Origin of the sequence: Frankia sp. EI5c (genome assembly GCF_001636565.1) — a bacterium.
Classification (GTDB): Bacteria; Actinomycetota; Actinomycetes; order Frankiales; family Frankiaceae; genus Parafrankia.
On the sequence record NZ_LRTK01000005.1, the window covers coordinates 361,402 to 385,822 of the forward strand.

At 72.4% G+C, this 24,421-nt stretch carries 15 protein-coding genes, 1 tRNA gene and 6 pseudogenes; 3 read left to right on the plus strand and 19 right to left on the minus strand.

Annotated elements, in window-relative coordinates; all coding sequences use genetic code 11:
• Nucleotides 1-169 precede the first annotated feature (169 nt).
• The 5 genes from UG55_RS03190 to nadD all read right to left on the minus strand — a co-directional run.
• On the minus strand, nt 170-1,477 hold a 1,308-nt coding region (locus UG55_RS03190; RefSeq protein ID WP_206779341.1), incomplete at its 5' end, for an FAD-binding oxidoreductase.
• Between the two features lie 1,455 nt (nt 1,478-2,932).
• Nucleotides 2,933-3,006 (minus strand) — tRNA-Ala (locus UG55_RS03195).
• A gap of 54 nt (nt 3,007-3,060) precedes the next feature.
• Nucleotides 3,061-3,810, minus strand: coding sequence for a histidine phosphatase family protein (locus UG55_RS03200; protein ID WP_066062430.1), 750 nt, complete (start codon nt 3,808-3,810; stop codon nt 3,061-3,063).
• The gene (gene rsfS / locus UG55_RS03205; RefSeq protein WP_066062433.1) at nt 3,807-4,220 is read right to left on the minus strand and encodes a ribosome silencing factor; all 414 of its coding nucleotides are present in this window, start codon (nt 4,218-4,220) and stop codon (nt 3,807-3,809) included. Before rsfS ends, UG55_RS03200 begins: the two co-directional genes overlap by 4 nt.
• A 170-nt stretch (nt 4,221-4,390) precedes the next feature.
• Nucleotides 4,391-5,035 (minus strand): nicotinate-nucleotide adenylyltransferase, encoded by a 645-nt coding sequence (nadD, locus tag UG55_RS03210; protein ID WP_066062435.1) that lies wholly within the window; start codon nt 5,033-5,035, stop codon nt 4,391-4,393.
• 177 nt (nt 5,036-5,212) lie between these two features.
• Between nadD and UG55_RS31805 the strand changes: the two are divergent.
• Nucleotides 5,213-6,070, plus strand: a pseudogene (locus tag UG55_RS31805) (phosphoglucomutase, alpha-D-glucose phosphate-specific); the annotation flags it as partial.
• Between the two features lies 1 nt (nt 6,071).
• A pseudogene (locus UG55_RS31810) lies at nt 6,072-6,904 on the plus strand (phosphoglucomutase, alpha-D-glucose phosphate-specific); the annotation flags it as partial.
• A 34-nt stretch (nt 6,905-6,938) separates the two neighbouring features.
• Here the strand turns inward: UG55_RS31810 and UG55_RS03220 are convergent.
• The 10 genes and pseudogenes from UG55_RS03220 to rplU all read right to left on the minus strand — a co-directional run bounded on the left by UG55_RS03220 (nt 6,939) and on the right by rplU (nt 16,165).
• Complete coding sequence (locus UG55_RS03220; protein ID WP_066062441.1) at nt 6,939-8,162, minus strand: DUF4349 domain-containing protein; 1,224 nt, start codon at nt 8,160-8,162, stop codon at nt 6,939-6,941.
• Nucleotides 8,101-8,400 carry a hypothetical protein gene (locus UG55_RS31815; protein WP_066062444.1) on the minus strand — a complete coding sequence of 100 codons (300 nt, stop codon included), beginning with the start codon at nt 8,398-8,400 and terminating at the stop codon, nt 8,101-8,103. The genes UG55_RS03220 and UG55_RS31815 overlap by 62 nt, the downstream gene beginning before the upstream one ends.
• Nucleotides 8,401-8,576: 176 nt before the next feature.
• A partial coding sequence (locus UG55_RS31820; RefSeq protein ID WP_255360409.1) for a VWA domain-containing protein occupies nt 8,577-9,238 on the minus strand: 662 nt, incomplete at its 5' end.
• A gap of 1 nt (nt 9,239) precedes the next feature.
• Nucleotides 9,240-10,013 (minus strand): annotated as a pseudogene (locus UG55_RS46120) (hypothetical protein); the annotation flags it as partial.
• A gap of 82 nt (nt 10,014-10,095) precedes the next feature.
• Nucleotides 10,096-11,010: a MoxR family ATPase gene (locus UG55_RS03235; protein ID WP_066062450.1), complete on the minus strand. Its 915-nt coding sequence runs from the start codon at nt 11,008-11,010 to the stop codon at nt 10,096-10,098.
• Nucleotides 11,011-11,211: 201 nt separating this feature from the next.
• Nucleotides 11,212-12,468: a glutamate-5-semialdehyde dehydrogenase gene (locus tag UG55_RS03240; protein ID WP_066062453.1), complete on the minus strand. Its 1,257-nt coding sequence runs from the start codon at nt 12,466-12,468 to the stop codon at nt 11,212-11,214.
• Nucleotides 12,469-12,626: 158 nt separating this feature from the next.
• On the minus strand, nt 12,627-13,784 hold the full coding sequence (gene proB / locus UG55_RS03245) for a glutamate 5-kinase (RefSeq protein ID WP_066062735.1): 1,158 nt from the start codon (nt 13,782-13,784) through the stop codon (nt 12,627-12,629).
• A gap of 6 nt (nt 13,785-13,790) precedes the next feature.
• Complete coding sequence (gene obgE / locus UG55_RS03250; RefSeq protein WP_066062456.1) at nt 13,791-15,404, minus strand: GTPase ObgE; 1,614 nt, start codon at nt 15,402-15,404, stop codon at nt 13,791-13,793.
• A gap of 148 nt (nt 15,405-15,552) precedes the next feature.
• Complete coding sequence (gene rpmA / locus UG55_RS03255) at nt 15,553-15,843, minus strand: 50S ribosomal protein L27 (protein WP_066062459.1); 291 nt, start codon at nt 15,841-15,843, stop codon at nt 15,553-15,555.
• A 4-nt stretch (nt 15,844-15,847) separates the two neighbouring features.
• Complete coding sequence (gene rplU / locus UG55_RS03260) at nt 15,848-16,165, minus strand: 50S ribosomal protein L21 (RefSeq protein WP_020462729.1); 318 nt, start codon at nt 16,163-16,165, stop codon at nt 15,848-15,850.
• 579 nt (nt 16,166-16,744) lie between these two features.
• On the opposite strand from rplU, the gene UG55_RS03265 reads away from it, so the two are divergent.
• A complete protein-coding gene (locus tag UG55_RS03265; protein WP_066062461.1) occupies nt 16,745-17,443 on the plus strand; it encodes an MFS transporter in 699 nt (232 codons plus the stop codon).
• A 760-nt stretch (nt 17,444-18,203) separates the two neighbouring features.
• Here UG55_RS03265 and UG55_RS03270 read toward each other — a convergent pair.
• The 4 genes and pseudogenes from UG55_RS03270 to UG55_RS03280 all read right to left on the minus strand — a co-directional run.
• Nucleotides 18,204-21,114: pseudogene (locus UG55_RS03270) on the minus strand (Rne/Rng family ribonuclease); the annotation flags it as partial.
• Nucleotides 21,115-21,681: 567 nt separating this feature from the next.
• Nucleotides 21,682-22,407, minus strand: a complete 726-nt coding sequence (locus UG55_RS03275) for a TIGR03936 family radical SAM-associated protein (RefSeq protein ID WP_242423653.1) — start codon at nt 22,405-22,407, stop codon at nt 21,682-21,684.
• Between the two features lie 19 nt (nt 22,408-22,426).
• A pseudogene (locus UG55_RS31830) lies at nt 22,427-22,831 on the minus strand (B12-binding domain-containing radical SAM protein); the annotation flags it as partial.
• Between the two features lies 1 nt (nt 22,832).
• A pseudogene (locus UG55_RS03280) lies at nt 22,833-24,373 on the minus strand (TIGR03960 family B12-binding radical SAM protein); the annotation flags it as partial.
• Nucleotides 24,374-24,421 lie beyond the last annotated feature (48 nt).

Below are 24,421 nucleotides of genomic sequence, written 5' to 3' on the forward strand. Positions count from 1 at the left end.
TCGGAACGTAACTCACTTCGAGTGGGCCCAGTAGCCTGATCCGCAACTGGTTCCCCATCATAATTGATCTCCGTAGTGCTGGGAGGAGCGGCTTTCCGGTACTGCTCTTTCGCACCAAGGGAGGGCTGCCTGGGCCGCGGGAGACAGGGCGGCGGCCAGCGGCCGTCCGTCAGCGGATGTTGTGGTTGATCCGGAACAGGTTGTCCGGGTCGTGCCTGCGCTTGAGAGCGAGCAGGCGGGTCCAGTCCGCCGGGTCGTACGCGCTGCGCACGGCCTGCGCGCTGGTCTCGAAGGGACCCAGAAAACTCGGGACCCGCCCCCCGGTGAGCAACGGGCCGAGCTCGGTCAGCAGCGCCTGCTGACGCTGCACGACCGGTTCGACGAGCGCCGGATCGGGCACGGTGTTGCTGAGAAACACCAGGAAACCCGCGTCCCGGTGCCCGATCGCGCTGGGTGTCCGCGGTCTGCGCCCGAATCCGCCGCCCAGGTGCCGGATCTCGACGAACCCCGCGGGCAGCACGACACCGGGACCGACCGCCCGCAGCACCGAGGCGACGCCGCCAGCGTCCAGACTCCTGATGAGCCCGGTCGCGGAGACCGTGATCCCGGGCGTCGTCGGCACGTTGAAGACGGTGTCGAGCTGTGCCGCCGGGACGGGAGCGACGGTGTCGGTGGTCGGGCCCAGCGCCCTCAGCGGACCGAGCTCGGCGGCGCCGTCCGTCTCGGAACCGACATACACGATCTCGATCAGCAGCCACAGCCTGCCGCGCCGGTCCGGCGGGATCTGCGGCAGGTCGGGGTAGCGGAGGAAGGTGGCCACCGAGGTCATCCGGTCGGAGACCGTCGACGTCCAGGCGGCGTAGGCCTGGTAGGCGCGCTCGACCGACTCGGCGGGGAAGGCCAGGCTGCCGCCGTACACCGTGGCGACAGGCAGCAGGCCGATCTCGAACGAGGTCACGACCCCGAAGTTGCTCTTGCCGCCGCGGACCGCCCAGAACAGGTCTGGTTCATGGTCCGGGGAGAGGGAACGCGGCCTGCCGTCCGGGGTGACCAGCTCGATCGAGCGCACCTGGTCCGCCGCGTACCCGCTGGTCCGACCGAGGATCGGCACCCCGCCGCCGGTCGTGTAGCCGGTGGCGCCCACGTGCGAGGTCGAGCCGACCGGCGGGAGCAGGCCGAGCGGGGCCGCCGCCGTCAGCACGTCCCGCCAGGGCACGCCACCGTTGATCCGCGCGGTCCGCCGACGCTGATCGACGGTGACGCCGGTCAGCTTCCGAAGGTTGATCAGCAACGCCCCGTCGGCGGGGACGCCGATACCGTGCCCGGTCGCCTGCACCGCGATGGGCAGGCCCAGCCCGGCACCGATCCGAACGGCGACCGCGGCGTCCCGCGCGTTCTCCGCGAGGACAATGGCCCTGGGGTGATGCTGGATGAAGGTGTTGAAGGCAGCGCGCTCGGCATCATAGCCCGGGTCTCCNGGCAACAGGACCTTCGACCCGAGTACCCTCGCCAGTTCTCCGGCCGACGCCGGTCCGGCGGCAGACGCGGCACCTCCGAACGCGCCGGCGCCGACCGCAAATCCAACCGTGCCCAGACCAGCGGCTTTCAGCGCCATACGCCTGTTCATGTACGCATGCAATTCGGCAGCCCTCCTGACACCCGTGTCCCGATTCACGGCCAGCAGAAACAACACCGGCGAACGTAAAAGGACGATGATTGAGCGCACAAGTCTTCAGCACAGGGATGACGGGCAGGCCTTCACGGCAGATCTGCATTGTTTGTTGCGACTCGGACGAGTTNCACACCGGCCCGCCCGGGCCTGGCCCGGCAAAAGCGAAGATTTCCGCCATCCGCGCCGCCACAGTACCAAGCACCCCTTGGTGACGCAACGGCGGATCAGCGGCATTGAGCTGAACCGCGGGCCTGCCGAACGGGTCACGGCGCCGCCTCCCGGACCGCCTGCTATTAACTCTCCGTATCGTGCGGGAAACCTCCGCCACCGAGAGCGGCGCACCCGGAACGCCGGCGACGATCACACAATCGAGGACAGGCCGTGACGTGCTGGGGCGACGTCGGAGCTCCGTACTATGGGCTTCCAGACCCGGCACGCCGTGGACTGCGGACAGCGGGGAATGGCCGGGCAGGCCCTCGGAGACGAGTGAGCCTCTTTGTGTACGCAACGAATTATGAGAACGCAGCGTGACCGAAAGCGAGAACGCACGTGCATCTGCGATGAGCGGCGCATCCGACCGCTGCTCCGCCACCGCTGGAGCAGCGGTGCCATTAGAAGGGCCGGGACCTGGGCAGAAGCCGAAGGAATCCGACTGAAGGCCACCACGGCCAACCGGCGGGTGACGTATACACGACAGCCTCGAGTGGTCTGCACCCGGCATCCCGCCCGGTACCCGGGAAACGTCCCCGACTGGGGCCTGGCCATAACCTTCGGCGACGCGAGTACACAGCCCCGCGTGCCGTCACCGGCCGCGGCCGGTTGGTCTTGACAGCGTATTCAGAGATGGCCCCTGGCGCCACGCCGACTGCCACTCCGCTGTAGAACCAAGGCGTTTCCACCTGTCGGATACCCGACAAACCGACAGGACGCCCGAACTCCTGGAAAACCTCGCAGTGTTTCCGGAAGACGGCTGAGGCAGGCGCGAACTCGCCACGGCGGCGCTCGCCAAGCCGGACCCGACGGCGCGGCCATGCGGCCGCATGGCCGCACGCCGGAGCAAGCCCTCTGGCGGCGGGTTCCGATACGGTGACGCCCCTCGAGGCCATTCGGATGACGACGCCCGTGGGCGCCGCTACGAGCCAGCCGGGACAGCCGCGACCAAATGAACATCCAGATTCATAGCCGGCAGCCGCTGAAAGAACACCGCGCTGCTCATCCGTGGCTGGCTATGCCATGCCGCCGGAACTCTCGAAAATTGGGTGGAGCTGAGGGGATTCGAACCCCTGACCCTCACACTGCCAGTGTGATGCGCTACCAGACTGCGCCACAGCCCCGTATTAAGTTTGCGTTGCTTCTATCTTAGCTTACCGGAATCCGCTCTTGCTTGTTCAGCCACTCGCCGGCTGCGCTCGCAAGTCTACAGGTTCCGTATCACCTGCTGTCGGCCCCTCCTGCGTCGGCAGGATCGCCTCCGCGGGCGGGAGAGGAGCAGTGCCCCCCGACCCGATGCTGACGACCTTATCAGGCACCGGGACGGCCGTGGCGAGGGGGCCGCCGTTGTGTTCCGACAGGCGGAAACCGCCGTGCTCCCGACGGAGCAGGGACCACCGGCAGTTGCCCAGCGGGCCGAACACCCACCAGTTCGCCGGCGGGACACCCAGCGCCCGCCCGATGAGCGCGCGCGCCGTACCGCCGTGCAGCACGAAGACCACGAGCCCGGAAGGGTAGACCGGCAGCCCCTCGGCAATGATCTCGTCAAGGACGGCGAAGGCCCGCTCGGCGACCTCCCCGTACGTCTCGCCACCGCCGCGGCGGACGTCCTCGCCGCGGCGCCAGGCGGCGTCCTCCTCGGGGAACCGGGCGGCGGCCTCAGACCCGGTGAGACCGGACCACCCACCCAGGTCGATCTCCCGCAGCCGGGCGTCGGCGCGCACGGGCAACCCGATGCTGGCAGCGGTCTCCCGGCATCGCACCAGATCCGAGGAGACCACAAGCTCCGGCCGCAACGCCGCGATCACCGGGCCGACTGTCGCCGCCTGCCGGCGCCCCGTGTCGTCGAGGGGCGGGTCCGCATGCCCCTGGAAGCGGCCCCTGTCGTTCCAGGACGTCCGCCCGTGCCGCCAGAGAAGCAGCCTCACCGCGGCTGCGCCGCGCCGACCCCGACAGCGGCGTCCGCGACGGCGGCGGCGTCCGCGTCGGTGAACGGGATGACCGGGCAGTCCTTCCACAGCCGCTCCAGGCTGTAGTAGGTGCGCTCCTCCGCCCGCTGGACGTGCACGACGATGTCGGCGAAGTCGAGCAGGACCCAGCGGCCGTCCCGCTCGCCCTCGCGGCGCAGCGGCTTCGCGCCCAGTGCCCGCAGCCGCTCCTCGATCTCGTCGACGATCCCCTTGACCTGCCGCTCGTTGTCGGCCGACGCGATGACGAAACAGTCGGTGATCGTGAGTCGCTCGCTGACGTCGAGGACGAGAATGTCCTGCCCGATCTTGTCGGCAGCGGCCTGGGCGGCGGTGAGGGCGAGCTCGGTGGCTCGGGGGGAAGCGGTCACGCTTTTCGGTCTCCTGCGGGGTCCACGTCCGCGCGACCGCGGATCCGCCCCGCCGGCCTCGACATCGCCGGGCGGGACACCCCGCGGGGGTGCGCCGGCCACCCGCGGTTCGGGTGACCACGTCCAGCGTGACACAGCCTGACGCGAATCGGCGACCGCGTTTGCGGTCATCAGGCCGAATGTTCCCCGGTTCCCGGCCTCCTGGCGCCCGCGGTGAACGCCGAGGGGACGGAGCCCGGGTCGTACAGCCCCCGCTTCACGATGTAACGGACGACACCGTCCGGGGTCAGATACCAGATCGGCGCCGCCCGGGCGACCCGCTGCCGGATGTCGGACGAGGAGATCGCCAGTGCCGGCACCTCCAGGAGGCTGACCGACTCGTCGGGCAGGCTGGCATGACGGCGCAGGTGGTAGCCCGGCCGGGTCACCCCGATGAAGTGGGCGAGGCCGAACAGCTCGGTGTGATCACGCCAGGTGAGGATCTGCGCGAGGGCGTCGGCGCCGGTGATGAAGAACAGCTCGGCGTCCGGGCGCAGCCGGCGCAGGTGGCGCAGCGTGTCGATGGTGTAGGTCGGGCCGCTGCGCTCGATGTCGATGCGGCTGACGGTGAACTGCGGGTTCTCCGCCGTCGCGAGGAAGGTCATCAGATAGCGGTCCTCGGCGGCCGAGACCTCCCGGTCGGCCTTCTGCCACGGCCGCCCGCTCGGGACGAAGACCACCTCGTCCAGATCGAACAGCGCCGCGACCTCGCTGGCCGCGACAAGGTGCCCGTTGTGCACTGGATCGAACGTCCCGCCCATCACGCCCAGTCGCACGTGGGGACCCTAACCCCGTTGCCAAGTCACATGCCCGGTCATCCGCACCGCCGGCGCAATGGCCTGCGTCACTCCGGGACGCCGTCCCGCGGACGGACGCCGTCCGCGGGACGGACCATGGCGGGCGCCGGTACTAGGCTGGCCGGGGAGCCGATCACCGTCCCATGGAGCCCGCCCATGCCGAACAGCCCGCGCGCGGGGCAACCCGCCGCTCCCGACGAGCTCATCGACCCGGCCGCGCTGCTCACCGCCTACCACGAGGTGCATCCCGACCCGGCGGACCCGGCCCAGCGGGTGGCCTTCGGCACCTCCGGGCACCGCGGCAGCGCACTGCGCGCCTCCTTCAACGCGGATCACATCCTGGCCACCACCCAGGCGATCTGCGAGTACCGGTCGGCCGCGGGGACGAACGGCCCGCTGTTCATCGGGGTCGACACGCACGCGCTCTCCGCGCCGGCGCTGGCGAGCGCGCTGGAGGTGCTGGTCGCGAACGGGGTGGACGTACGCATCGCCCCCACGGGTGAAGCCACACCGACCCCGGTGATCTCGCACGCCATCCTCGCCCACAACCGCCGCGGCGGCGGGAGCGGCACCGGCGGGGCGGGTCGGGCGGGCGGGTCGGGCGGGCTGGCGGGCGGCCTGGCGGACGGCATCGTCGTGACCCCGTCGCACAACCCGCCGGCCGACGGGGGTTTCAAGTACAACCCGCCGCACGGCGGGCCCGCCGACACCGCGGCCACCGGCGCCATCCAGGCCCGGGCGAACGCACTGCTGGCGGCAGGCCTGGCCGGGGTCGCCCGGGTTCCCCACCGCGAGGCGCTGGCGGCGGCCACCGTGCACGACTTCGTCGGCGCCTACGTCGCGGACCTGCCGAACGTCGTCGACCTCGACGCGATTCGCGCGGCCGGGGTCCGCATCGGGGTCGACCCGCTCGGCGGCGCGAGCGTCCGCTACTGGCAGGAGATCGCGGAACGGCACAAACTGGACATCGAGGTGGTCAACACCTCGGTCGACCCGACGTTCGGCTTCATGACCNTGGACTGGGACGGCAAGATCCGAATGGACCCGTCCTCGCCCTACGCGATGGCTTCGCTGCTGCGGCTGGCCGGTTCCTTCGACGTGGCCCTCGCGAACGACGCGGACGCCGACCGGCACGGCATCGTCACCCCCGGCGCCGGCCTGCTCAACCCGAACCACTACCTCGCGGCCGCGATCGCCTACCTGTTCGCGCACCGGCCGGACTGGCCCGCCGCGGCCGCGGTCGGCAAGACGCTGGTGAGCTCGGGAATGATCGACCGGGTCGCGGCCGATCTCGGGCGCCGGCTGTACGAGGTTCCGGTCGGGTTCAAGTGGTTCGTCGACGGGCTCGCGGACAGCTCGCTCGGCTTCGGCGGCGAGGAAAGCGCGGGCGCCTCCTTCCTGCGCCGTTCCGGCGGGGTGTGGACGACGGACAAGGACGGCATCATCGCCTGCCTGCTCGCCGCCGAGATGACCGCCGTGACGGGCCGGGACCCTGGGCGGCTCTACGCCGAGCTGACGGAACGCTTCGGCGCCCCGGCCTACCGGCGCGTCGACGCCCCGGCCACGCCGGCCCAGAAGAAGGTCCTCTCGGCCCTGACCCCGCAGGGTCTCGGCGCGACGACGCTGGCCGGCGGCGCGGTCACGGCCGCGATGTCGTCCGCGCCGGGCAACGGGGCGGCGATCGGGGGCGTGAAGGTCGCGACGGCGGATGCCTGGTTCGCCGCGCGCCCGTCCGGGACCGAGGACGTCTACAAGATCTACGCGGAGAGCTTCCGCGGCCCCGAGCACCTCACTGCCGTGTTGACCGAGGCCCAGAGCATCGTGGACGCCGCCCTGGCCCGCGGGTAGGCCGCACGGGGCAGGGCACGTCCTTCACATCTGGCTACGAACCGGACCCGGCTGCCGGCCCCTCCGGCGGGGCCGGCGACGCGCTCGGTGACACGGCCGGCGGTGCCGGTGACGCGGCCGGCGAGGCGGCCGTGGTGCCGCGGCGCAGCCGACGGACGATTCTGAAGATCACATAGCCGGCACCCGCGACGAGACCGAGCAGCGCCAGCGGGCCGAGCAGCGCGACGAGGCCCTCGATGCCGTTGACGAATCGGTGCCAGGACTTCCGCGCCGCCTCCGCCAGCCCGGAGGGGTCGTCACCCGGCTCGGGTTTCGGCTGCGCACCGGCCTCGGTGACGCGCACGGTCAGGGTGGCGAGATCGCTGGCGTCGGCGAGCACCATGCGCTGGCCCTCGATCTGCTCGATCTGGATCTGCACCCCGTCGATCGCCTGCTGCACCGAGAGGGTCTCCCCCACCGTGGTCGCCTTCGACAGCAGCGTCAGGTAGGCGCCGCGGGACGACTCCAGCGCGCGCTTGCGCGCCTCCAGGTCGACGTACTCACCGGTGACATCCCGCGAGGACGTCGTGGACGATGACACGGTGCCGAGCTGATCCAGACCGGTGCGCAGCGCGTCGAACGACGCCGTGGGCACCCGGAGGGTCACCGTGGCGTACTGATGGGCGTCGTCCGTGGTGGACGGAGTTCCGCTGACCTCGCTGGACTCGACATACCCCCGCAGGCTGTCCGCCTTCGCCGACAGCGCCTGGACGGCCTTGTCCACCTCACCCGCCGGCACGCTCAGGGCGGTCGTACCGTCGCGGACGATGCGGGGCTGCACGCCGTCGGGCCGCGCCGCCTGGCCACCGGGGCCCGACGGCACACTCGTCCCGGACGATTCCCGGCCCGGCGCGACGACACCGCTACGGGAGCTGTCAGGGAGGACCCGCATGTCCGACGGCGGCGCCGCGGCGGCCGACTCGGCGGTGGAGCTGTCCGTACCCCTCGATCCGGTCGAGCTCCCGGAGTCCGCGGGGTCGACGGGGTCGACGGGGTCGACGGGGATGGCAGCCGGAGCGGACGCGGTGGCCCCGGCGTCGGACGCGTTGTCGTCCAGTGCCTCCCCGAGGAGGCCGAGGGCAGCGCCGCCGACCAGTACCGCCAACATGATCACGCCGCCGAGCAGGAGCAGCCGGCGACGGCCGGAAGGCAGGCCCTCAGCCCAGGCGGTCCGGGCAGCCCGGCGGTCCGGAGCCGCCCAGGCCGGACGGCTGTTCACCCCCGCCCCTGCCGGGCGGTGCTCCGGACCAGGTCGCGCCGCCGGGGCCGGTCCGCTCCCCCAGGGCGCCGCGGCTGCCGGCCCCGAAGGTCTCGGCCCTGGGCCGATCGCGCCGCTGTGCGGCGGCGGCGCCATCGGTCCAGCCGACCCAGGCGAGGCCGGCGTGGTCGATGCGGGCGTGGTCGATGCGGGCGTGGTCGTGGTTGCCACTGGCGGCACCCCTCCGTCTGGCCTCCATGGCGACCCCGCGGCCAGCCCGCGCCCGGTCACCGGTGGATGAGGCGGCAGACGCACTCCGCGTCGCCGTCGGAGGGGTTTGACGCAGCCGGGGCGTGCTCGGTTCGCCNGGAGAGAGAACTTTCTCCGCCCTGCCGCGGAGCCCTGTCGGGGGACGCTCCCGGAACGGTTACCGGATCAGGTGGGCAGGAGCCGCTCGATGAAGTGCTGGAGCTGCTCGACGTTGCGGCACTCGACCATCTCGTCGACGAAGTCGGCGTAGGCGCCGGTGGCCGAGTCGCCGGACCCCCAGTAGCTGCGCGGCTCCGGGTTCAGCCAGTAGGAGTGCCGGGCCTGCCCGCACAGTCGGCGGAAAACCGCGGCCGAGGTGGCGCGGTAGTTGTTGCGCGCGTCGCCGAGGATCAGCAGGGACGTCCGCGGGCCGACGGCGTCCGGGTACTTCTCGGCGAACACGTCGATGGCGTGGCCGTAGTCGCTGTGGCCGTCGAACCAGACCAGGTCGGCCTCGGAGGCGATCCGGGCCATCATGTCGCCCAGGTCGAGGCCCCGCAGGAAGCGGGTGACCTCATCGGTCGTGTCGATGAACGCGAAGGCGCGCACCTTGGAGAACTGCTCGCGCAGGGCGTGGGTGAGCATGAGCGTGAAGTGCGCGAAGGAGGACACCGATCCCGACACGTCGCACAGGACGACCAGTTCCGGCTTGTGTGGCTTGTGCGGCTTGTGCTTCGTCTCCATCGGCACGCCGCCGGTGGCCAGCGAGGCGCGCACCGTGCGCCGGAAGTCCAGCCGGCCGGACCGGCCGAGCCGCCGCTTCGCGGTGAGCCTGGTCGCCAGCCTCCNGGCCAGCGGATAGACCTGACGGCGCAGCTCGATGAGATCGCGCTGGGAGGCGCGCAGGAAGTCGACCTGATCGGCGAGCGGCTTGACCGCCGAACGCTCGACCGCCTCGATCCCGCGCTCCTCCGCCATCCGCCGCCGCACCTCGGAGGACACCATGTCCTCGAACGCCTTGATCCGATCGGCGATCGTCTGGCGGGCGACCCGCTCGCCGAGCCCGCCGCGTTCCTCCTCGCCGAGCATCGAGGCGAGCAGGTCGGCGATGAGCGTGTCCGGCGACATCGCCCGCAGTACCCGGTAGATGAAATAGCTGCGTTGGCCCGGGCCGTTCTGGGACGCCCCGAACGCGCTCACCGAGCGGCGGGCCAGGTCTCGCAGCTTGTCGTCGTCCCCGTCGAGCAGGGCGTCACGCAGCTGGTCCCGCATGGCGCGGCGCAGCGCCTCGAGCTCCTTGGGCGTGAGCTCGGGTGCCTCCCCGTCGGCGCCGTCGACGCCGTCGGACTGCTGCGGGAAGCCGGAGCCGCCGCCGGAGTCGGCCAGCGTGACACCGTCACCGATCCGCGGTGGGAAGTAGAGGTCGAACAGCGAGTCGAACGCGTTCCGGTACAGCGGCCGCTTGCACATCGTGGCGGCGAACGCGGCCCGTACCGCCTCCCGGTCGGCCCACCCGACGGCGCCGACCGCGCGCACGGCGTCCACCGTCTCGGCGGTGCTCACCGGGACGTTCGCGCGGCGCAGGGCGGCGGTGAACGCCACGGTGCGGTCGAGCAGGTTCATCGGGACCTCCGGTCCTGGTCCTACAGCGCCCGGCGCCGCACCACCCCGGAGCGCGGCGACGCCGGACCGGGGGCTGGCACCGTCAGTTGGCGCCGAGCTTGAGCTGGCTGATGGCGCGCGCCTGGTCGCTGGCGTGCTTGAGGACCACACCGAGGGTCGAGGTGACGGCGGCGTCGTCCATGGTGTCGAAACCAAGGGCGAGGACCGTCTGGCCCCAGTCGATCGTCTCGGCGATCGACGGCGCCTTCTTCAGCTCCATCGCCCGCAGCGAGCGCACGATCCGCACCAGCGACTCGGCCATCCGCTCCCCGAGCTCGGGGACGCGGGACAGGACGATCTCCTTCTCCCGGGCCGCCGACGGGTAGTCGAGGTTGAGGTAGAGGCAGCGCCGCTTGAGCGCCTCGGAAAGCTCCCGCGTCGCGTTCGAGGTGAGGATGACGAACGGGCGGCGGGTCGCCTTCAACGTTCCCAGCTCGGGGATCGTGACCTGGAAGTCGGACAGCACCTCCAGCAGCAGGCCCTCGACCTCGACGTCGGCCTTGTCCGTCTCGTCGATCAGCAGCACCGTCGGGGAGTCCCGCCGGATCGCGGTGAGCAGCGGGCGGGAGAGCAGGAACTCCTCGCTGAAGATGTCGTCGTGCGTCTGGCGCCACGCCGCCGAGCCGGACGACTCCTCCGCCGTGCCCTCGGCACCCGCACCCGCGCCGGCCTGGATCCGCAGCAGCTGCTTCTTGTAGTTCCACTCGTAGAGCGCGCGGGCCTCGTCGAGCCCCTCGTAGCACTGGAGCCTTATCAGCTCGGCGCCGACGGCACTGGTCAGCGCCTTTGCCAGCTCGGTCTTGCCGACACCGGCCGGGCCTTCGACGAGCAACGGCTTACCCAGCCGGTCCGCGAGGAAGACCGTGGTGGCGATCGCCTCGTCGGCGAGGTAACCCGTCTCCCGGAGCCGCTCCCGCACATCCGCGACGTCAGCGAACGCGTATCCCTGCGACGACATGGCCACCTTCCGGTCCGGTGCCTGGTGCTACTACCACCTTCCATAGTGCCAGTGGTCGGCGGCACATGACGGATTGACGAGGGATGACGGACTTTCCCAGGGCCGCGAACCGCACCCACGGGCCACCTGCTCACCGGCCGGCGACAGGCCCGTCACCAGCGGAAACATCCTTGTCACCGGCGGCGGGCGCCCCGCCACCGCCTACACCAGGTGGCCGTCCCCGATACCGACCCACGTCGTCGAGGTCAGCTCGGTGAGCCCCATCGGCCCGCGCGCGTGCAGCTTCTGGGTGGAGATGCCGATCTCCGCGCCCATCCCGAACCGCTCACCGTCGGTGAAACGGGTCGAGGCGTTGACCATCACCGCGGCGCTGTCGCAGGCGGCGATGAAACGGCGGCTCGCCGCCAGCGAGCGGGTGACGATCGCCTCGGTGTGGCCGCTGCTCCAGCGCCGGATGTGCTCGATCGCGTCGTCGAGCGAGTTGACGACACCGACCGCCATGTCCAGCGACAGGTACTCCGTCGCCCAGTCCTCGTCGGTGGCCGGGACCGCCGAGGGGTCGACGGCGCGGACGGTCTCATCACCGTGCACGGTGACCCCCGCCTCGCCCAGCGCGGCAAGCACCCGCGGCAGGAACTCCGCGGCGATCCCGGCGTGCACGAGCAGCGTCTCGGCGGAGTTGCACACCGAGACCTTCTGGGTCTTCGCGTTCACCGTGACGGCCAGTGCGACGTCCAGGTCGGCGTCGGCGTCCACGTAGACGTGGCAGTTGCCGACGCCGGTCTCGATGACGGGCACCGTCGACTCCTCGACGACGGTGCGGATCAGGCCGGCGCCGCCGCGCGGGATGAGCACGTCGACCAGCCCACGCAGCCGCATCAGGTGCTTCACCGACTCGTGATCAGCCCCCGGGACGAGCTGAACGGCATCGGCGGGCAGCCCGGCCGCCTCGGCGGCGCCCCGCAGGACGTCGACCAGCACCCGGTTGGAGTGCAGCGCGGAGGCGCTGCCGCGCAGCAGCGCCGCGTTGCCGCTCTTGACGCACAGCCCGGCCGCGTCGACCGTGACGTTGGGCCGCGCCTCGTAGATGATCCCGACGACGCCCAGCGGCACCCGGACCTGCCGCAGCTCCAGCCCGTTGGCGAGCACCCGGCCGCGGACGATCTCGCCGACGGGATCGTCGAGCCCCGCCACCTGGCGCAGCCCGCCGGCCATGGCCTCGATCCGCGCCGGGGTCAGCGTGAGCCGATCGACCAGCGCGTCGGATGTGCCGGCCGCCCGCGCCGCGGTGGTGTCGACCTCGTTCGCGGCGAGGATCTCGGCGGCCCGGTCGATCAGCGCCGTGGCCATGCCGAGCAGGGCTGCGTCCTTCGTCGCCCGCGGCAGCGGGGCGAGCAGGCCGGCGGCCCGCCGGGCTCGCACCGCACTGGCTCGGACGTCCTCCGCCGAGGTGTTCATGACCGCATTCCTTCCGAGAAGTCCGCGACATCCGACGGGAAGCTGGCCCCGCGTCGAGGTGCGGCCATGCGCCGCCGACGTCGAGGCTACCGGCGTATCGCGCCGCGGACCGCGGACCCGGGCAACTCGTCACCCGGCCGCGGTCCGCGGCCCCGGGGTCAGCGCCGGGCGGACAGCAGCACCAGGTCGTCCCGGTGGACGAGCTCCCGCTCGTAGGACGGGCCGCGCTCCGCGGCCAGATCCATCGTCGAGCGGCCGAGCATACCGGGCAGCTCGACCGAGTCGAACTCGACCAGACCGCGCGCCACCGGCCGGCCCCGCGGATCCACCAGGTCGACCGGATCGCCCGCGGAGAAGTCACCCTCGACCCGGGTCACACCGGCCGGCAGCAGTGAGGCCCGCCGGTCGACCACCGCGGACACCGCGCCCTCGTCCAGATAGAGCCGGCCTTCGGGGGCCGTCGCGTACGCCAGCCACAGCAGGCGTGACGACGGCCGCGGACCCGTCGGGTGGAACACCGTCCCGACGTCCTCGCCGGCCAGCGCCGCGGCGGCGAGCGCGGCCGAGGTCACGATGGTCGTGACACCGCCGGCCGCCGCCATCCGCGCCGCGTCGATCTTCGTCGCCATGCCGCCGACCCCGACGCCGGCCGTGCCCGTGCCCCGGGCGGAGAGGCCCTCGAGATCCGCGTCGGAACGGACATCCCGCACCATGGCCGCCGGGCCCAGCCGCGGATTCGACTCGTAGACGCCGTCGACATCCGACAGCAGGACGAGCAGGTCGGCGGACACGAGATGGGAGACGATCGCGGCCAGCCGGTCGTTGTCCCCGAAGCGGATCTCCTGGGTGGCGACGGCGTCGTTCTCGTTCACGATCGGCACCACGCCCAGGGCGAGCAGCCGTTCCAGCGTGGTGCGCGCGTTGCGGTAGTGGGTGCGCCGGGTCACGTCGGTCGCGGTCAGCAGCACCTGGCCGACCCGGTGGCCGGCCCGGCCGAACGCGTCGGCGTAGCAGTGGACGAGCGAACTCTGGCCGACACTCGCCGCGGCCTGCAGAGTGGCCAGGTCCCGGGGCCGCCGGGAAAGGCCGAGGGGCGCGAGCCCGGCGGCGATCGCCCCCGACGAGACGAGGACCAAACCGGCGTCCCGGGCGTGGGGGCCGTCATCCGCTCCGTGGGGCGACGCGGCCCTGCCCGCGACGGCGGCCACCAGCGCCTCCACCCGAGCGGAGTCGAGCCCGCCGGCGGCGGTCGTCAGCGAGGAGGAGCCGACCTTGACGACGATGCGGGCCGCGTCGGTGACGAAGGGACGAACCACCACCGCCTAGCCACGCTCCTCACCCGCGTCGCCGGTCGCGTCACCGTCGAAGTGATCGAGGTGATCGCCCCGGCGGCGGGCCCGCTCCGCCCTGGTCGGCCGCCTGGACGTCCGAAGCCGCAGGTCGGTGCCGCGCGGGCCGAGCGGGAGGTCGGCCGCCGCGGCCGCGGGGGCGGCGGCGCCGGCGCGGGCGGCCGTGCGGGTGCCGGGCATGCCGCCGGACCCACCGACCGTCGCGATCGTCGGCGCGGCGATCCGGGCCGGGCCGTACCCGTCACCGTCCTCGCCATCCGCTCCGACGGCACCCTCGATGAGGAGGGCCTGGCGCCCGGACAGGGTCGGCTCCCAGTCGAAGGTCACCTCGCCTATCGTGACCTCCACCCCGGGCACCGCCCCCTGCCGCGCCAGTTCCTTCTCGACACCGAGCCGCGCCAGTCGGTCCGCCAGGTAACCGATGGCCTCCTCGTTCGTGAAGTCGGTCTGGCGAACCCACCGCAGCGGCTTCGTCCCCCCGACGACGAACCCGTCGCCCTGCGGGCGCACCGTGAAGTCCGGTTCGTCCACGGCCCGCGGGCGTAGAACGACCCGGGTGGCACTGAGGCTGGGCGCCGCCGCGCGCAGGCTCGCGACCTGCTCGGCGAGGGCGAGTGACAGCGCCCGCACGCCGTCGCGGCTCGCCGTGCTGATCGGGAAGACAGCCAGCCCGCGGGCCTGGATCTCCGCCGTGACCAGCTCGGCGAGATCGGCGGCGTCCGGCACGTCGATCTTGTTCAGGACGACGAGGCGAGGACGGTCCGACAGGTCGGCCGGGTAGGCGGCGAGCTCCGCCTCGATGACGTCCAGGTCGGTCAGCGGGTCACGACCGGGCTCCAGGGTGGCGCAGTCGAGCACGTGGACGATCACCGAGCAGCGCTCGATGTGGCGCAGGAACTCCAGCCCCAGGCCGCGGCCCTCACTGGCCCCCGGGATCAGCCCCGGGACGTCCGCGACGGTGTAGGGCGGGTGGTCGCCGGCCTGAACGACTCCCAGGTTCGGAACCAGGGTCGTGAACGGGTAGTCCGCGATCTTGGGGCGGGCGGCGCTGAGCACCGCGACCAGCGAGGACTTCCCCGCGCTGGGGAATCCGACGAGCGCGACGTCCGCGACGCTCTTGAGTTCCAGGACGGCGTCGAGGTGCTCCCCGGGCTCCCCCAGCTCGGCGAACCCGGGCGCCTTGCGGCGGGACGAGGCCAGCGCCGCGTTCCCCCGCCCACCACGGCCACCACGCGCGAGGACGTAGGTACTGCCCACACCGACCAGGTCGACGATCTCCTCGCCGTCCGGCGAGAGCACGACGGTCCCGTCCGGCACCGCCAGGACGAGATCGTCGCCGTCCGCGCCGTGCCGGTTCGACCCCTGGCCGGGACGCCCGCTGCCAGCCTTCTGGTGCGGGTGGAAATGGAAGTCCAGGAGCGTGGTCACCCCATGGTCGACCCGCAGCAGGACGTCCCCGCCGCGGCCGCCGTTGCCACCGTCCGGACCGCCCAGCGGCTTGAACTTCTCGCGGTGGATCGAGCTGCAACCGTGGCCGCCGTCGCCGGCGGCGGCATGCAGAACCACCCGGTCGACGAACGACGCCATGATCGGCCACCTCTCCGTCCTCCGCGCCCGCGGGCGGGGAACACACGAGAGCGCCGCGTAGCCGCCCCCTCGGGTTCAGGGATGGCTCACGCGGCGCCCTGTGAACATCAACAAACTACGGCGTCACCAACTGCGTGACACTCACCGGTCAGGCGTTGACCGCAACCTTCTCGGCGCTGCCGCCCTGCTCACTGCGAACGATGTTCACGACCCGGCGCCCGCGCCGACGGCCGAACTCGACGTGGCCGGGGGCGAGGGCGAACAGCGTGTCGTCGCCGCCGCGGCCGACCAGGTCACCGGGGTGGAAGTGGGTGCCCCGCTGACGGACGATGATCTCGCCGGCCTTGACGAGCTGCCCGCCGAAACGCTTGACGCCCAGCCTCTGCGCGTTCGAGTCACGGCCGTTGCGCGAGGAACTCGCGCCTTTCTTATGCGCCATCTCGTCAGGCCTTCCCCGTCTCGATCCCGGTCACCTTCAGGCGCGTGTACTTCTGGCGATGCCCCTGACGCTTGTGATAGCCGGTCTTGTTCTTGAACTTGTGAATCCGAATCTTCGGACCCTTCACGACACCGACGACCTCAGCTGTCACCTCGACGGACGCGAGCGCGTCAGCGTCGTGGGTGACCGACTCACCGTCGACCAGAAGCACTGCCGGTAGGTTCACGGCCGCGCCCGGCTCACCGGAGAGGAGCTCGACGTCGACCACATCGCCGACGGCGACCCTGTGCTGCTTGCCGCCGCTGGCAACGACCGCGTACACCAGATCTCCCTGCTGTTGGATCCCGCATGGACCGCTCTGGCGGCCCGTCACGTCTGCCCACGTGGTCGGCGCCCGCGTCAGACCACCCTGAGGCCCGACTCTCCGGGCCTCTGACCACCCGCCAAAGGCGGACTGTTCAGAGCATCCCGGCGCCAGACCGCCCCGATGGTGCTGACACCGCGCCTGTTGGACGGCGCGACATCGCGAGCACGCGACTGTCCCGTGTCCGTCCACCTTACAGGTCATCCGCGCGGGGGTGAGACAGGCCCCGTGCCCGATGGGAACTTCGTCGTCCGCGCGGGGTCCGGCACGGGGTCAGGAAGAAGCGTCCCAGCGAACCACAGCCCAACCCGGGAACGATGGGAGGACACAGGAAGGCAACCTGAGAAGCGGACACGGGCGATAGACAGGCACCGACAGGGTCATCCTGGCTATGACCCGGACGGGCCATGGCCGGACCCGATAGCCGCGGCGAGCATGTGGGGTTCTCCAGCGGCCGGCTACGCACCGCACCGCGGAGCCGTGCAGCAAACGCGGCCGAAGCAGGCCGGGGCAACTCTCCACCTAGGGGGCGATCCGGTGACCTGGCAGTACGTGACGTGGGTGGCGGGCGGGGCCACCGTCGCAGCCCTCGTCGTCGCCAGCCTCCCGCTGCTCGCGGCCGCCGCCCCCACCGGTGCGGGCCCGGCCGGCCGCCTGCGTACCGCAACGCGGATGGGGCACCCGGGCCGGAGCACCCCCGCGGCCACCGCCGCCCTCGTCATCCTCATCGCGCTGGTCACCGCGGAACTGACCTTCGACGACCTGCTCGACCCCCCGGCCTGGGCCCGGGCCGGGTGGGCGCTGCTGACCGCGATCGCGGCCACCTGGCTCGCGGCGCACGGCCGCGAGCTGACCAGCGACGCGGACAGCACGCCTCCAGGCACGCTGTCCCCCGAGGTGCCCGCCACCCCGTTCCCGCCGTTCCCGCCGGTTCCGCCGGTCCCGTCCTCGTCCGCGGCTGTCCCCCGCAGGCCGGCGGCGACCGCCGCGGCGGGCACACCCGGCTCCATGCGGATGGCCGACCCCCTGTCCGAACAGGACGATCTGGTCCAGACGCTGGTCGTCGCCTCCTACGCCCTGCAGATGGGTGACGAGCCGCGGGCCCGCCAGGCGCTGGACGGAGCACTGCGGCGCTCCCGCGCGACGCTGGACGAACTCGTGCGCCAGCGCACCTGCCACGGGTTCGTCCGGACGACCCCGGCAGCCGTCGGTCGGAACATCTCCAACCTGACCTGAGGTCCTGGGGTTCCAACCCGCCTGGGTTTCGAGGCTGGGTTTCGAGGCCAGGGGATCCGTCCACCCCCGAGGCCACCCGGCCCCCGCCCGGTCCTCCCGGGCGTGTTCCGTTCCGGCCAGTCACCAGCCGGGCCGGAACACGCCCAGGCACCTGCTCAGCTCCCGGCCACCTCGGACGGCTGGAGCGTCTCCGCCGGCTTCGAGACCGGCCGCGAGGCCCGCCGCCGCCGAGCACGCGCGGGCTTTTCCGCCCCCGCGACGGGGCCGGCATCGCTCGCCTCGGTCTGCAGAACGCTGTCCGGATCGTCATGGTTGGCGAACACCGCGCTCCCGGTACCACCCGTCTCGGTGGTGCCACCCGCCTCAGGGGTGTCGATCCGACCCGGCCCGGTCACCGCGGCGGCGGTCACCGAGCTGATGCGGCCGGCGGCCGAGGGAGCCACGTCAGGGCTGGTCACGCCGTCGGCCTGCGGAGCAAGGCCGTTCGCCGCGGCCGGCGGCTCGCCGCCGGCACCGGAGCCGTCTGCGCCCCCGGCACCGATCGCACTTCCGTCAGGGCCGCCGAGCGCCGCCGGGCCGCCGTCGGAGATCCCGACCTGCGCGGCGGGAGCCAGAGCCGGACCTGCCGGTTTCGTCGCCGACCGCGCGCGGCGGCCGGGGGCACCCGCGGGCTGTGCCACCGCCGCGGGGGACGCGGCGACGGGCGGCGCCGGCGGGGTGGCGTGGCCGGCGTCCAGATGGATCGTCACGCCCCGCCCGNTGCAGTGCGCGCATGGCTCGCTGTATGCCTCCAGGAGGCCCTGGCCCACCCGCTTACGGGTCATCTGGACGAGGCCGAGGCTGGTCACCTCCGCGACCTGGTGACGGGTGCGGTCCCGGCCGAGGCACTCGGTGAGCCGGCGCAGCACCAGCTCTCGGTTGCTCTCCAGCACCATGTCGATGAAGTCGATCACGATGATGCCACCGATGTCACGCAGCCGGAGCTGGCGGACGATCTCCTCCGCCGCCTCCAGGTTGTTCTTGGTGACCGTCTCCTCCAGGTTGCCACCCTTGCCGGTGAACTTCCCGGTGTTGACGTCGACGACCGTCATCGCCTCGGTCCGGTCGATCACCAGCGAACCACCCGAGGGCAGCCAGACCTTGCGGTCCAGCGCCTTCGAGAGCTGCTCGTCCACCCGGTACTCCGCGAAGACATCCCCGGTGCCGACGTAGCGGCGCACCCGGTCCCGCAGGTCGGGAGCCACGGTGTCGACATACTCCTCGACCGTCGCGGCCTCGTTGGCGCCCTGGACGACGAGCTCGGTGAAGTCCTCGTTGAAGATGTCGCGGATGACCCGGACCACCAGGTCGGGCTCGCCGTAGAGCAGTGACGGCGCGCTGGCCTTCTGCGCCTTGCGCTGGATGTCCTCCCACTGCGCGACGAGCCGCTCGACGTCGCGTTCCAGCTCCGCCTCGCTCGCGCCTTCGGCCGCGGTCCGGACGATCACGCCGCCGTTCTCCGGAGTGATCTTCTTGAGAATGCTCTTGAGCCTGGCCCGCTCCGTGTCCGGCAGCTTGCGGCTGATACCCGCGTTCTGGCCGTCGGGGACGTAGACCAGGTAGCGGCCCGGCAGGCTGACCTGGCTCGTCAGCCGGGCGCCCTTGTGCCCGATCGGGTCCTTCGAGACCTGGACGAGCACCGACTGGCCGGACTTCAGCACCTGCTCGATCTTGCGGGGGCGGCCGTCGAGGCCCGAGGCGTCGTAGTTGACCTCGCCCGCGTACAGGACGGCGTTGCGGCCCTTGCCGATGTCGACGAAGGCCGCCTCCATGCTGGCCAGGACGTTCTGCACCCGGCCGAGGTAGACGTTGCCCGCGTACGAGGCCGAGCTCGCCCGGGTGACGAAGTGCTCGACCAGCACGCCGTCCTCAAGCACCGCGATCTGGGTGCGGTCCCCGTTCTGCCGGACGATCATCCGCCGCTCGACCGACTCACGCCGGGCCAGGAACTCGGCCTCGGTGACGATCGGAACCCGGCGGCGACCGATGTCGCGACCCTCACGGCGGCGCTGGCGCTTGGCCTCCAGCCGAGTCGAACCGCTCACCCCGCGGACGAGGTCGTCATCCTTGCGGGTCTCACGCACGTGCACGACGGTGTTCGGCGGGTCGTCGGGCGTGGGCGCCCCGTCGGCAGTGGTGCCGGAACGCCGCCGCCGCCGCCGGCGGCGGCGGGAACCGCCTACGCGGTCCTCCTCCGTGCCGTCCTCGGCGGAGTCCTCCGCACCGTCCTCGATCTCGCCGCCGTCGTCGTCCGTGTCCTCCTCGGCGGAGGCGTCCCGATCGGCGTCGAGGTCGCTGTCGCCGTCGGTCGCCTCACCGAAGGGCTCCCGTGCCCCGGCACGGCGCGTGCGGCGCCTGCCAGGCCTGCTCTCGGGCTCCTCCGCGGGGGATTCGAGCTCGCGGTCGAGCGCCTCGACCTCGCCGCCGTCGTCCTCGGAGATACCGGTGAACTCGTCCTCGCCCCTGGCCCGGCCGCGGCCGCGGCGGCCGCGGCGGCGGCGGCGGGTCCCACCGGGACCGGTCTCGTCGGCGTCCGCGTCCAGATCGGCGTCGCCGTCCGCGTCCGTCTCCGCGGAGGAGCCGGCCGCGAACTCGTCCCGGCCGCCGGCCGAGGCGCCGGTGTCCGAGCCCTCGTCGAGACCGGCCGTGAGCTCGTCCTCGTCGGCGGCGGTGTCGTCACCGAGATCAGCGGTGCGCGGCGCGTCGGCGCCGAGACCATCGGACCGCACGCCCTCGGCCTGGCCTCGCCGGGGGCGGGTCCACTGGTCGAGAGCGGCTGGCTCAGGCTGCTGGAACATGATCATCGCCACCGGGCGGCGGGCCGCGGGCCGCGACGCCGGTGCGACGCTCGCCGGCTCGGCCCCACTGGTCCAGGTCGGCGTGACGGCCCGCGTACGCCGCCGCGTCGAGCGCGCCGGACGATCGCCTTCGGTACCGGGGGCCTGCGGCGCCGGACCGGCTTCGGCACCGGCCGTGGACACGCCCTCGGCCTCCGTGACCGTCTCGGCCTCCGTGACCGTCTCGGCGTCCGTGACCGTCTCGGCTTCCGTGACCGCCTCCGTGGCTGCCACGGCGCCGGTTTCCGCGACCGCCTCGGTTTCCGCCGCGGCCTCGGTTCCAGCGGTTGCCTCGGCTTCGCCGTCAGGCGTCGCCGTGGCGTCCAGGGCGTTCTCGGTTGCCGGCCCCGAGATCGCGGCGAGGTCACCGGACGCCGCGTCGCGGCCGGCCGGCTCGGCAACGGCTACCGGCGCGGGGGCCGGGGGCTCCTGCGCACCACTCGCCGAGCCCTCTTCGCCCACGACCGGCTCGTCGCCCACGACCGGCTCGACCTTCGTGGCCGCCCGACGAGCGCGGGTGCGGCGCGGCCTGGTCGCCGCGGGGGCGGCCACGCTCTGATCCGTAGTGTCTGCGGGTGCTCCGGACGGAGTGTGGCTCTCGACCGGAGCCGCGGCAACGGCCACCTCCCGGACACCGACTGCGGGCTCGGTGGTCGACGGGGGTTCGGTGGTCGACGGCGGTTCGGCGGTGGTGGCCTTGGCGGTCCCGGAAGCCCGGGCGGCGCGACGACGCGGCCGCACCGGCTTCTCCGCGACAGCGTCCGCCGCGGGCGGTACGACCTCGGCGGGAGGCACCGGCGCCGCGGGCGGCGCTGGCTCGGTTGCCGCGGTTGCCCCGGTGGAGGGAACAGGTGTGACCGCTGGGGCCGGCTCCGTGGTCGCCTCCGGGCCCGGCAGGGCCTCGCTGGCCGCTCGGGACGCGCGCCGCGGCCGGGTGGACGCGGCACGCCGCGTCGGCTTGGCGGCAGCGGATTCCTCCGCGGCCTCGGTCACGACTGGAGACGCCGCGGCCGCTGCCGTGACCGGCACGGCGGCCGTGACCGGCACCGCTGGCGGAACCGCCGTCGCGGCGGGCACCGCTGTCACAGCCGGTTCGGAGCTGCTCAAGCCTCCCTCGGCGCCAGCTCCTGGCTCGGCACCCGCCGGCGGAGGGCCAGCGGGTCGGCCGGCGGCGCGCCGCCGACGTGTCGGCCGCGCGGTGGCGGACTCGGATGCGGTCTGCTCTTCGGTGATCTGGTCGTCGTCGGGCACGGGTTATGAAGCCTCTCGGGCTCCCGGGCGCGCTGTGTCAGCAGTCGCGACCGCGCAGAAGCCACTGTCTCGGTCCGGCAGTTACCCGCCGGCAATCCTGCGACGCCCTCATCACGCTTCGAGTCGACTCACCGGCCGGGCAGCCTCATCGCGGTCCGGCGCCAGCGGGTCCGCCAGCGTTCCGTCCTCAAGCAGTCGGCCCTGTTCGAGTCGTGTTGGCTCGGGCGGTACCGGAACGCTGAGAACGGCAACCGCGGATAGGGCGGTCAGCACGTCGTCGGGTCGAACGGCGGGCGTCGTGTGCCGTACGACCACGTCCAGTATCGCACAGGTGTCGTTCTCTGCACGGCAAACGGCCCAGACCACGGCTCCGCGAACGTCGATCTCGCGACGGCCGTCCTTGATCACTCGTTCCACGGTGAGCGAGTCCCGCGCCATCAGCGCGGGAATGGCCACTTCAAGTTGCGCTTTCGACACCCCAGGTAGTCGCACCTGCCAGCGGGACGCGTCGATCCGGTCGGGAAGCGGCCGGCCCTCGGCGCTGGCGCAGCGAACCACGTCGAGACCAGGCGGCAGCGCCGCGTCCAACGCCTCCCGCACCTGTTCCGGAATCACCGGCGCGGAGAACGCGATCTCGACGTACTCCGCCTCGCTGGCCGCCCCGGTGGGCGCGGCACCGACCCACGACAGCCGCGGGTGCGGGCTGAAGCCCGCGGAGAGCGCGACGGGCAGCCGGGCCCGGCGCAGGGCACGCTCGAAGGCTCGGGCGATGTCCCGGTGTGAGAGGAAGCGCAGCCTCCCTCGCTTGGCGAACCGGACACGGATACGGGCTACCACCGGCGGCGGTGGCGGCCCCTCAGGCTGACGAGCCACGTGCCGCGGCCACGGAGACCACCGGAAGCAGGCTGCGCCCGGTGGGACCGATCTCGTTCGCGGTGCCCATCGTCGGGCAGACACCGCAGTCGTAGCAGGGCGTCCAGCGGCAGTCGTCCAGCTCGGTCTCCCGCAGCGCCTCCTGCCAGTCGGCCCACAACCAGTCGCGGTCCAGCCCGGAGTCGAGATGGTCCCAGGGCAGGACCTCGCGCTCGTCGCGCTCGCGGGTGGTGAACCAGTCCAGCGACACACCGAGCGGGCCGAGCTCCGCCGCGCAGGCGGCCTCCCAGCGGGCGAAGGAGAAGTACTCGCTCCAGCCGTCGAACCGGCCGCCCTCGCGCCACACCCGCTCGATCACCCTGCCGACCCGGCGGTCACCGCGGGCCAGNAGGCCCTCGATGATGCCCGGGCGCCCGTCGTGGTAGCGGAAACCGACCGCCCGGCCCACCTCGCGGTCGGCGCGAACCGTGTCGCGCAGCAGCTTCAGGCGATGGTCGGTCACCTCGTGGGACGCCTGCGCCGCCCACTGGAACGGCGTGTGTGACTTGGGCACGAAGCCGCCGATCGACACGGTGCAGCGGATGTCGCGGTGGCCGCTGGCCCGCCGGCCCGCGCGGATGACCTCGCGGGCGAGGTCGGCGATCTCCAGGACGTCCTCGTCGGTCTCGGTCGGCAGACCGCACATGAAGTAGAGCTTCACCTGCCGCCAGCCGTGCGCGTAGGCGGTGCTGACCGTGCGCACCAGGTCCTCCGCGCTGACCGTCTTGTTGATGACCTTGCGCAGCCGCTCCGAGCCGCCTTCGGGCGCGAAGGTGAGCCCGCTGCGCCGGCCGTTGCGGGAGAACTCGTTGGCCAGGGTGACGTTGAACGCGTCCACCCTCGTCGACGGCAGGCTCAGCGAGGTGTTGGTGCCCTCGTAACGGTCGGCCAGCTCCTTGGCCATCTCGCCGATCTCGCTGTGGTCCGCGCTGGACAGCGACAGCAGGCCGACTTCGGAGAAGCCCGAGGCCGCCAGCCCCGCGTCGACCATCGCGCCGACCGTGGCGATGTTGCGTTCCCGCACCGGCCTGGTGATCATCCCGGCCTGGCAGAAACGGCACCCGCGCGTACAGCCGCGGAAGATCTCCACGCTCATCCGCTCATGGACGGATTCCGCCAGCGGCACGAGCGGGGCCTTCGGGTACGGCCACGAGTCGAGGTCGGTCAGCGTGTGCTTGGCCGGCCGGGCCGGAATGTCGTCCCGGTTCGGCGTCACGGCCCGGATCCGGCCGTCAGCCCGGTAGCTCACGTCGAAGAACGCCGGCACGTACACGAGCCCGAGGCGGGCGAGGCGGTGCAGCAGCTCGGACCGGCCGCCGGGCGAACCCGCGGCCTTCCACGCGCGGGTGGCCTCGGTGATGCGCAGGACGGCCTGCTCGCCGTCGCCGAGGACGACCGCGTCGACGAAGTCCGCGATCGGCTCCGGGTTGAAGGCCGCGTGGCCGCCAACGATGACCAGCGGCGAGGTGTCACCCCGGTCGGCGGAACGCAGCGGGATGCCGGCGAGGTCCAGCGCGGTGAGCATGTTGGTGTAGCCGAGCTCGGTGGAGAAGCTGATGCCGAACAGGTCGAACTCGTGGACGGCCCGGTGGCCGTCCACGGTGAACTGCGGGATGCCGTTCTCACGCATGAGCGCTTCGAGGTCCGGCCAGACCGAATAGGTGCGCTCCGCGAGTACGTCCGGCTGCTCGTTCAGGATCTCGTACAGGATCTGGACGCCCTGGTTCGGTATGCCGACCTCATAGGCGTCGGGATACATCAGGCACCAGCGGACCGCGGCACCCTCCCAGGGTTTGACGACCGAGTTCCCCTCGCCGCCCACATACTGGACGGGCTTCCGGACCCGTGGGAGCAGTGGCTCCAGGAGAGGGAACAGCGACTGTCCGGGCATGCCCGCGAGCCTACGGCACCCGGCCGATGCCCGACCGTCCGCGGGTGG

Coding starts and splice junctions, on each gene's coding strand:
- UG55_RS03240 (WP_066062453.1), bottom strand. CDS start 12,468: ATGAACACCTCGGCGGAGGACGTCCGAGCCAGTGCGGTGCGAGCCCGG.
- obgE (WP_066062456.1), bottom strand. CDS start 15,404: ATGGCGTCGTTCGTCGACCGGGTGGTTCTGCATGCCGCCGCCGGCGAC.
- UG55_RS31815 (WP_066062444.1), bottom strand. CDS start 8,400: ATGGAGGCCAGACGGAGGGGTGCCGCCAGTGGCAACCACGACCACGCC.
- UG55_RS03235 (WP_066062450.1), bottom strand. CDS start 11,010: ATGTCGTCGCAGGGATACGCGTTCGCTGACGTCGCGGATGTGCGGGAG.
- rpmA (WP_066062459.1), bottom strand. CDS start 15,843: ATGGCGCATAAGAAAGGCGCGAGTTCCTCGCGCAACGGCCGTGACTCG.